Below are 10,307 nucleotides of genomic sequence, written 5' to 3'. Positions count from 1 at the left end.
GAATTAAAGCGACAGACTTTGATAATGACAGCACAAGCAGTGCGATTAGTATCACCATTAAAGATGGCCATGATCCTGTTATAACTAATGCATCAAGTATTACTGTACAAGAACATAATGAAAAATTGGACTCAGCAAAAGGCGATCTTACCGTTCAAGTTGGTTCTGATAATGTTATTGACTATAAAGTTGACATTGAATCGTTTAATAAAAATGTTCACATTACCTCTCATGATCAACTTGTACAACTAGTCCAAACAAGTAATGGAATGTATGAAGGGAAAGTGGGTAATGAGGTTATTTTTAAATATACATTAGTCTCAAATGGACATTATACGTTCACAATGGTGGGTGAATTAGATCAAAAAGGAACGGATAATATAAAGTTTGGCATACCTGTTTATGCTATTGATGCAGATAATGATCAGAGTAAAGTATTTAATGTTGAAATAAATGTTCAAGATGGTATTGCTGTTTTAGAACCTGAGTCTGTTATTGGTAATGAAGATTCCAAAGGAATAGTTATTGATCCGATCACTGTTGATTTATTAGATATTGATCAAGGTGATAAGGTAGATAATCTAGTTATCCATGTTGGTGATCATGTACCAGGAACATTTATGCTTGATGGTAAAGTATTAAATGTTATTGACGGAAAGATTGAAATATCTGGTGATAAGTTCTCGACAGATACAGCGAAATCTACTTCTAAGTTAGATGGACTAACGTTTATACCAACTCATGACTATTCTACGTATAACAATGGAGATAAGCCGTTAACGTTTAATATGGATGTTAAGGTTTCTACAGATACAGGTCCTGTGGTGGAATTATCTCAGCCTTTGAATATCACTGTATTAGGAATTGCAGATAAACCCGTTTGGTCAAGTAAAACAGTTGATCATTATACGATTAATGAAGATTCAACAAATGGCGCGAATTTAAATATTCTTGCTGAGCCAACAGATAAGGATGGTTCAGAACATGTCGACTGGTATCGTATTAGCTTACCTTCTGATGTGGATGGAAAAGTTTATGGTGATATTGCCATAATAAAAGATGGTGTTATTGAGAAATTCATAAAAAATGGTAGTGATGTTTCTGCTTCCGAAATAGCAAATGTACATATTATTCCTAAAGCTAATTTTAGTGGTGATATTAAAGTTAATGTACAAGCGATTAACTATGAGTCAGGACAGGTCGTTAAGGATCAAGGTGTTGCACTTTCAGATACTAAACAATTAATTATTAATGTACTCCCTGATGCTGATGAAGGACGTTTATCAACTAGCCATATTGAATCTATTGAAGATACGGAAATAGCATTAGCTGATAAAATCCATTTATCTCCATCTGTTGATAGTGATGGTTCTGAACATTTATATGTCCAGATATCTAATTTACCTGAAGGTTTTACATTAAAGCTAAATGGTCATGCTGTTGAAATGGATAACGGTAAGTATGAAATTGCTTACGATCAATTAGATCATTTAACACTATCACCAAAAGCCGATATTAGTGGCGATTTTCACATCACAGTCACAGGAATTATTAAAGATACAGCTCATATTACTATTGATGGTAAAACTGAAGATAGAACAGATTCAATTAAGTTTGGAGAAAAACTTTTAGATATTAATATCAAAGGTGATCCTGATGCGCCTGTGATTGAACCTAATAAAGGTAGTGGCTGGGAGTCATTAGGAAAAGATAACGGTATTTGTACTGTTATTAATGAAAATGGCGAAACGTCACTTAATATTAATGTTACTTCAGGTGAAGATCATCATGGCCATGCTCCAGATAAATCTGAAACATTGAGTGTGGTATTAAGTGATATTCCTGACGGGGTTACGTTTAAAACAGCAGAAGGTCAAGAGTTACCATTGGTCTATGCTGGATCAGTGAATGGTAAGGCAAGTTATCAGTTAAAACTATCAGCAAGTGATGGCGAATCGATCAATGATACCTTAAAAGGACTTATTATTGTTGCGCCTAAAAATAGTACTGATACGATCAACATGACGATGACAACGGTTGTCACTGAAAAAGATGGTAAGAGTGAAGCGTTTACTCAAGATATTAATATCCATGTTGTACCGCAGTTAGCACCACTAACATCTGATGGTAAAGAAGACCAGGTAATCCCCGTTGATTGGGCTCCAAAACAATTTGTCGGCGACGATGGCAAAATTATCGCTTTGCATGGTAATGAAAGCCTTGCAGAGTTGACGATTTCAGGGTTGGAGAAAGGCTATTCGTTATTTATTAATGGCGGTAATTCATTATCAGTAAATGAAAATAAGGAAATTGTTTTAACTCCGGGTCAATTTGAATTTTTATTAAGCCATCCCGATTCATTACACTTAACGGCACCACACAATTCAGATAAAGATACAGATACAGCATTAACGCTAAAGTTTAAGGTCGCTGTGAATTGTGGCAATAACGTTACTATCTATAAAGACATCACAGAGACAATCAACGTTGATATAAAAGCGGTAGTTGAAGACGGTGGCTTAGATATTCTTCACGGCAATACGTATGTATTAGATGATGGCAAGTTTGCTCATGATCATTATGGTGAACAAGTATCCAATCCTGTTAAAAGTGATGAACAGGGTAAAGTTGATCTATCTGTTGCATGGGATTTGAATGGTGATAGCAAAGACGTATCAGAAGATATTCAGAATGCTGTTATCACAATTACGCCAACTGGCAAAGATGCTGCTGATTTAATTGTTGAATATAACCAAGATGGTAAAACCGAGCTGGCAATGAACTTAGGTAATAATCAATGGTTAGTACCTAAAGATGCATTAAATAATCTCATAGTAAAAGCGCTTAATAATTACACTGAAAACGCTAGTGTAACCATTAAGACTGATGTTATTGATAATGGCGAAGACAACGATGCGAGTAAGCCTGTGCCTAAGGAAGCAACGATTGTTTTGTCTTTTGAAAATAATAAAAATGAAGCGACAACAGAATTACCTCAAAAAGCAGCTGATATTAAATTAACTGATGATCCTATTAAGGGGGTTGAAGATGACTCTGGCCTCGTTGACGAAAAAGATAGCAATAAGAGCACAACATTTGGTGCACATTTAGCGTCTCATATCGATGTTTCAAATGTTTCAGATGCAGCGAATGACAATTTATCTGTCATTATTAAGCTTCCTAAAGAGGTTACTGAAGGTAATTATTCAGGAGTGCCTCAAATTGAAGGTGCTTATGTAAAGCCTGGTTCTGATGGTAGTGAATATATTGTTCCAATCAAATTGGGTGATTCACCGAGTGATACTTCAAAAAGAATACAAGACGCATTAGCTAACGTTAAATTGGTAACACCAAAAGATTATGCTGGCACATTTTATGTTGGTGTGAGTGTCGTCAACACTGATTCGGTATCTGGTGCTGAAATTAAGAAAGAGGTATCAATTCCAGTAACGATTGATCCTGTTGTTGATGGCCCTAAAGATGTCACCATTACCACCACTGATAAAGAAGATAGTGAGTCGGTAATATTACACGTAAATGTACCACTTACTGACAGCTCAGAAACAGTAAAAACCGTGACGCTAACATTAAAGGATAGCCAACAAGGCTACTTTATTGATAGTCAAGGTAAGCATCTCAATAGTATTACTGTGAGTGGGGATGATCTCGACAAGATTAAGTTTAAGCCAACTGAAGAGCACTTCCGAGGTGAAGTGAAAATGACGGCTGTGGTTGATGTTGTAGATAAGGTAGGTAGCAATACTGTATCTAAGCAACTTTCATTTGATACGAGTGTGAATATTGAGCCGATTCATGATGATATTCATTGGGATGTAAAAAGTACGACTATCTCTGGCCCTGAAGATTCTGTTATTAGACTGAGTGGTATATCAGGAAAGGTTATCGATTCACATGAATCCATCACATCTGTGAAGTTAGAGCATGTGCCTGATGGCTTTATTGTTCATGGTGCGGTCAATAATGGTAATGGGGTATGGACGATCAGTGTACCAAAAGACAGTAAATCGTTTAATTTAGAGCATATTACCATTACACCGTCTCATAACTTTAGTGGTACAGCAGATATTCAAGTTATTGCTTATAACCAAGATGAAGGTACAGGTTTACCACATGAAAATGTGTACTCCAAATCGATTACGATTGAGGTAATACCGGTCGCTGATGGTGTTGATACTAATATTGCTCCAAACATTTCAGGCAAAGAAAACAGCCCGATTACGTTAGATTTAGGTATTCATGCAATCGATAATAAAACGCACCTAAATACGCATGGATCAAATGTTCATGAAAATGGCGCGGAATCATTACAAATCACCATTACTAATGTGCCTGATTCAAGCTCATTTACATTGCCGGATGGTGTAAAAGGTAGCTGTGAAAAACAAGCAGATGGTTCATGGATCATTAAAGTTGATGGCTCTGAGCTTGATAAATTGATTTTCCACCCTGGTGATGCGAACAACCAAACTGTGATTGACGGTAAGGTTTGGACGGGTGATCTAGACTTCGACATTCGTGCGGTGGATAAAGGTATTGTTGGTACAGATAGCGTCGCAGTGGATAAAACAATCCACGTGGATGTGACACCGGATAACGATGAGCCAGTAAACCATTTACCTTCAGATAAATTAAGCGTTGATGAAGATAAGCCATTACTGATTAAAGGGCTGAGTATTTCTGATGTAGATAGCCATGATAACCATGCCAAGATGGATATGACAGTAACCTTAAAGGTTAAAGATGGTCATGTATCTTTTGCGGATAATGTTGATACTCATGGACTTAATATTAGCTATGACAAAGACCATAATATGGTCATTAATGGCAATATTAATACAATTAATACAGTGTTAGCAGAGGGTGTTACCTACCTTGGTAATCCGAATTTCAACGGTGTTGATACGCTTACAATGGTTACTAATGATAATGGTAACGCTGGTGCGGGTGGTGCTCTAACCGATACCGATAGCGTTGATATTACAGTTACACCTGTTAACGATGCACCAGTGAACACAGTACCTGATGCATTTACTGTTGATGAAGATAGTAGCCATGTGATCAGTGGTCTTAAGATCAGTGATGTAGATGCGAAAGAAAATGGCGCATCTGGTGACATGACGGTGACGTTAGCCGTAGGGCATGGTCAATTAGCGATTATTACGACTGATACGCAAGGTTTGAATATTACTGATAACGGTGACGGCAAGTTAGTTATCAGCGGTGATATTAATAAGATCAACGCATTGCTAGCTGACGGTATCAAATATACGGGTGATGAGAATTACGCAGGTAAAGATCAGTTAACCATGACCACTAGCGATAACGGTAACGCTGGGGCTGGTGGCGTGCTAACAGATACTGATAGCGTGGATATCACGGTTACGCCTGTTAACGATGCGCCAGTGAATACAGTACCTGATGCATTTACTGTTGATGAAGATAGTAGCCATGTGATCAGTGGTCTTAAGATCAGTGATGTAGATGCGAAAGAAAATGGCGCATCTGGCGGTATGACGGTGACGTTAGAAGTTGGTCATGGCCAATTAGCGATTATTGCAACTGATACGCAAGGTTTGAATATTACTGATAACGGTGACGACAAGTTAGTTATCAGCGGTGATATTAATAAGATCAACGCATTGCTAGTTGACGGTATCAAATACACGGGTGATGAGAATTACGCAGGTAAAGATCAGTTAACCATGACCACTAGCGATAACGGTAACGCTGGGGCTGGTGGCGTGCTAACAGATACTGATACCGTTGATATTACGGTGACACCGGTTAACGATGCGCCTGTTAACCATGTACCAACCAGCATTACAGCTGATGAAGACGTTGCTACTGTGATCTCTGGATTACAAGTATCAGACGTCGACTTTAATGAATTACCAAATAATACCGGTATGTCGGTACAGTTAAATGTGAATCATGGTTCATTAAAGATTACATTTCCAGAAAACAGCCCAGTGAAAGTGGTTCAAAATGGTGCAGGTAATGTCATCCTTGAAGGTTCAATGGATGATATTAATGCTGTACTTAATAGCGGGGTAAGTTATACCGGTGATGAAAATTACAGTGGTAAAGATGAGTTAACCATTACTACTAACGATGGTGGTAATACAGGCTCTGGTGGTAACCAAGATGCAACTAATAAAGTTGATATCAATGTCACGCCTAAAGCGGATGCACCATCATTAACTTTAAGCCAAGAGCATTTACAAACTGCTGCGATTCGAAGTTCATTAGGAACAATGCTGCCGTTAATCGGATTACTAGCCGCAGCATCAGCTGATGCATCTGAAACCTTAACCGTTAAGCTTAGTCATTTAGGTTCAGGCCAAGTTGTTGACAAAGATGGTAATGTTATAGGTACAGATTTAGGCAATGGTAATTGGGAAGTACCTGCTGATAAAGTTGATGGTTTGTATATTAAAAACCTTGATGAAGGTTCTTATATGATTGATGTTCAAGCCGTATCAACTGAATCAGATAGCTCTCAAGCTACTTCAGCACCAGTACGTATTAGCATTGTGGTTGATGATTTATCACACACGCATAATGTTATTGGTCAAAATTCAAATGTGAGTGGCGATAATCTGATCATCGACAGTACTGCAGCAGCAACACTTTACGGTGGTGATGGTGATGATGAATTAGTTGGTGGTTTAGGCTCAGATATTCTTGTCGGTGGTGCAGGCGATGACATTCTATGGGGGGGGGACCAAGGCGGCCATGGTGATGGGGTAAAAGATACCTTCCTATGGTCAGAAAGTGATTTCGGTACGGCAAATGCCCCTGCGACAGATAAGATCATGGATTTTGAAGTCGGTATTGATACCATCAGTTTAGGTGACTCATTACATGCGAAAGATATCCAGTCACTTGATGACTTACAGCATCGTTTAAATATCACAGAAAAAGATGGCAGTACATTGATCCAAATATCGAACGATCAAGATCAGGTTGTGCAAAATATTCTGCTGGACGGTGTGAGTAATAATGACTTGTTTGGTGATCACTCATCAGCGATGAGTAACACTGATAAATTAACCACACTATTTAATGATGGCAGCCTTGAACTGACTAAAAACTTCGGTGATGACGCAAGTAATGACTTAATCGCAGATAGCCAAGGTGAGTCTTTATTTGGTTTTGATGGTGATGATAATTTACTTGCGGGTACAGGAAATGACATCTTAACTGGCGGTGCTGGTGATGATCTCTTTACTTGGCATGAAACATCGTTATCCAATAGCAATAATACCGATACCATTACTGATTTTGAGCTTGGTAAAGATAAGATTGATATCCGTGAATTGCTTGGTAATGATGATAGTGGTAAAGAGATGGATAACTTATTGAAGCATGTAGATGCACGTGTTGATGATAAAGGCAATGTTAATCTTGATATCACAACAGATGACGGTAAGACGCAAAACATTGTCTTAGATAATATTCACCCAGCCCATGATCTTGGGTTAGTGGATGGGTTTTCTTCTGTTGATATTATGAATTCACTCTTTGATCACAATGCATTTAAGATAGATAGCGGTCACTAAATAGAAAAATAGAATATAAAAGCAGCCCTTAGAGGCTGCTTTTTTTTATCTAAAATTGCGTAGTTATTCATTTAATTAACGATAAGTGAAAATAATAAGCCTATACAAAGGAAACTTACGATTGATATAAAATAATAATCTATAAATAATAACTAATTAGACATAAACGTGTTTTGTTGCTGTAAATGTAAAAATTTTGTTATGTTAATTACTATGTATTTAGCGGATGACATGGATGGAAAATGAAAGCATTTGAAGCAAATTTTGATGGTTTAGTAGGCCCGACGCATAATTATAGTGGTCTAGCTTACGGTAATCTTGCGTCAGCTAAGAACAGCGCAAAAGCGTCTAATCCTAAGCAAGCGGCGAAACAAGGGCTGGAAAAAATGAAAACCCTTGCAGATCTAGGCTTGGTACAAGGGATCATCGCACCACAAGAAAGACCAGATATTGCTACACTTCGTAGTTTGGGTTTTTCTGGCTCAGATCAAAACATCATTAAGCAGTCAGCAAAACACAGTCCCAAGTTACTGGCATCTTGCTATTCAGCTTCTAGTATGTGGACAGCCAATGCAGCAACAGTATCGCCATCAGCTGATACGTTTGATAAACGCGTACATTTCACTCCTGCTAATTTGGTTAACCAGTTTCACCGTTCAATCGAGCATGTGACAACAGGTAAGATTTTAAAAGCAATGTTTTCGAGTGAACAACACTTCCATCATCATAACGCTTTACCTTCAGTGAACCATTTTGGTGATGAAGGCGCGGCCAATCACACTCGCTTTTGTCGTGAATACGGTGAAGCGGGTGTTGAATTTTTTGTTCATGGTCGTCATGCTTTTGATAGTCGTTATACTCAACCTCAAAAATATCCAGCAAGACAAACATTTGAAGCCTGTGAAGCGATAGCACGTTTGCATCAGTTAGACGAAGCTAATCTTGTTATCGCTCAGCAAAATCCTGCTGTGATTGACCAAGGTGTATTCCATAACGATGTGATAGCTGTTGGTAATCGAAATATATTGTTCTGTCACGAGCAAGCTTATGTTGATCAAACAAATGTGTATGCAGAGTTAAAACAGAAAATGGGTGAGGGCTTTAAGATCATTGAAGTGCCAACTACGAGTGTGTCGATTGATAATGCGATTTCAAGTTATCTATTTAACTCACAATTATTGTCGTTACCCAATGGAGAAACCGTACTGGTTTTACCGCAAGAGTGTGAAGAAAATAGCCAAGTTAAACAGTATCTAGGGGAACTAATAACTAGTCAGCAAGGCATTGATAAAGTGATGATCTTTGATTTGAAACAGAGTATGGCTAACGGTGGGGGACCTGCATGTTTACGACTACGTGTGGCGCTTAATGAACAAGAGCTGCAAGCAGTAAATCCTGATGTATTAATGACGGATGAAAAATTTGCTATTTTAAGCCAGTGGGTTGATAAGCATTACCGTGATTGCTTGGTAGAAGCGGATTTAGCTGATCCCAACTTGCTGGTGGAATCTCGTACCGCATTAGATGAACTCACTCAGATACTTAATTTAGGCTCGATCTATCATTTCCAGCAGTGATCTTTGCAATAAATAAAAGGCGATAAGTCAAGTGATTACTTATCGCCTCTGAAATTGCTTGTGCAAGCTAAAGATTACTTCTTACCGAATAGACTTGAAGCTAAATTCATGATGCCATCTACACCGCCTACAGCTTGGAATAGCTCAGACGCGATATCACCATTCGGACTTGCTTTATCGATCATACCTGGCAATGTTTCTTGTAAACCAGTAACCGCTTCATTTTGTGGCATTTGTAGATCGTTAGCAAAGCCTGATAACTGTTCAGGATTGAAAATCTTAGCAATATCATCAGCAGAGATAGGTGAGTTTTCACCATTACCTAACCATGATGAAACAATATTTGCTAGACCTGCACCATTCAATGATTGAAGGATACTGTTAAAATCAATCCCTTCACCATTGCTATTGCCACCAAGAAGGCGAGCAAGTGCCGAAACAATGTTGTTTTCGTTTAGACCATCAGTATTTGCACTTGATTGAGCAAATAATTGAGCGCCAATACGTAATATTTGTGCGATATCCATACATTAAACCTTAATCAGTAAACTTAAGCAGTTGCAGGAATGCGTAGTTTTTGACCTGGGAAAATTTTATCAGCATCGATAATTACCTCACGGTTAGCGTCAAAAATTTTCTGATAATCGGCGCCATTACCTAATGTTTTTTCAGCGATTTTCCATAGGCTATCGCCTGATTGTACTTCGTAGTAAGACACTGCTTCAGTTGAAGCCGGAGCTTCGATATTGTCAACGACAGATTCAATACCAGCGGTATTACCTGTCATAAGAATAGCTTTTTCACGAGCTTCAGCGCTATCGGCTTGACCTGAAATAGTCGCAACGCCATCTTTAACTTCAACATTCAGACCCGATACACCAGGGTTATTGTCTTCAATATGTTGAGTGATTTTTGCAGGTGCTTCTTCTTCGTTACCAAATAATTTTGTGCCAATGTTACGTGCGAAGTCTAACAAACCCATTATAAATATTTCCTAATGATAAATGACAAAATCTTAAGTTAGTCTCTAACGATACTAGACGAAATTTTAAGAATAACTCAATTAATTAAATTATGAGTAAGGAACCATTATCTCAATGACTCGTGAATATAAAGGCGAAATAATAACAGCCCCAATCACACATTA

The 10,307-nt window shown here is 38.1% G+C and carries 3 protein-coding genes and 1 pseudogene; 2 read left to right on the top strand and 2 right to left on the bottom strand.

Annotated features, from left to right (window positions below; translation table 11 throughout):
- A pseudogene (locus I3259_RS06885) lies at positions 1–7,583 on the top strand (Ig-like domain-containing protein); the annotation flags it as partial.
- Between the two features lie 242 nt (positions 7,584–7,825).
- Positions 7,826–9,160: an N-succinylarginine dihydrolase gene (gene astB, locus I3259_RS06880; protein ID WP_238028944.1), complete on the top strand. Its 1,335-nt coding sequence runs from the start codon at positions 7,826–7,828 to the stop codon at positions 9,158–9,160.
- A 74-nt stretch (positions 9,161–9,234) separates the two neighbouring features.
- Here the strand turns inward: astB and I3259_RS06875 are convergent, their stop codons facing one another.
- Together I3259_RS06875 and lysM are read right to left on the bottom strand one after the other, a co-directional pair.
- A complete protein-coding gene (locus tag I3259_RS06875) occupies positions 9,235–9,687 on the bottom strand; it encodes a YidB family protein (RefSeq protein WP_238028943.1) in 453 nt (150 codons plus the stop codon).
- Positions 9,688–9,710: 23 nt separating this feature from the next.
- The gene (gene lysM, locus I3259_RS06870) at positions 9,711–10,142 is read right to left on the bottom strand and encodes a peptidoglycan-binding protein LysM (RefSeq protein ID WP_238028942.1); all 432 of its coding nucleotides are present in this window, start codon (positions 10,140–10,142) and stop codon (positions 9,711–9,713) included.
- Positions 10,143–10,307: the final 165 nt, after the last annotated feature.

It is taken from the genome of Photobacterium sp. Ph5 (genome assembly GCF_022129445.1).
Lineage (GTDB): Bacteria > Pseudomonadota > Gammaproteobacteria > Enterobacterales > Vibrionaceae > Photobacterium.
Note: the sequence above shows the minus strand (reverse complement) of the source record. Positions and strands in the feature narration are given on the sequence as shown.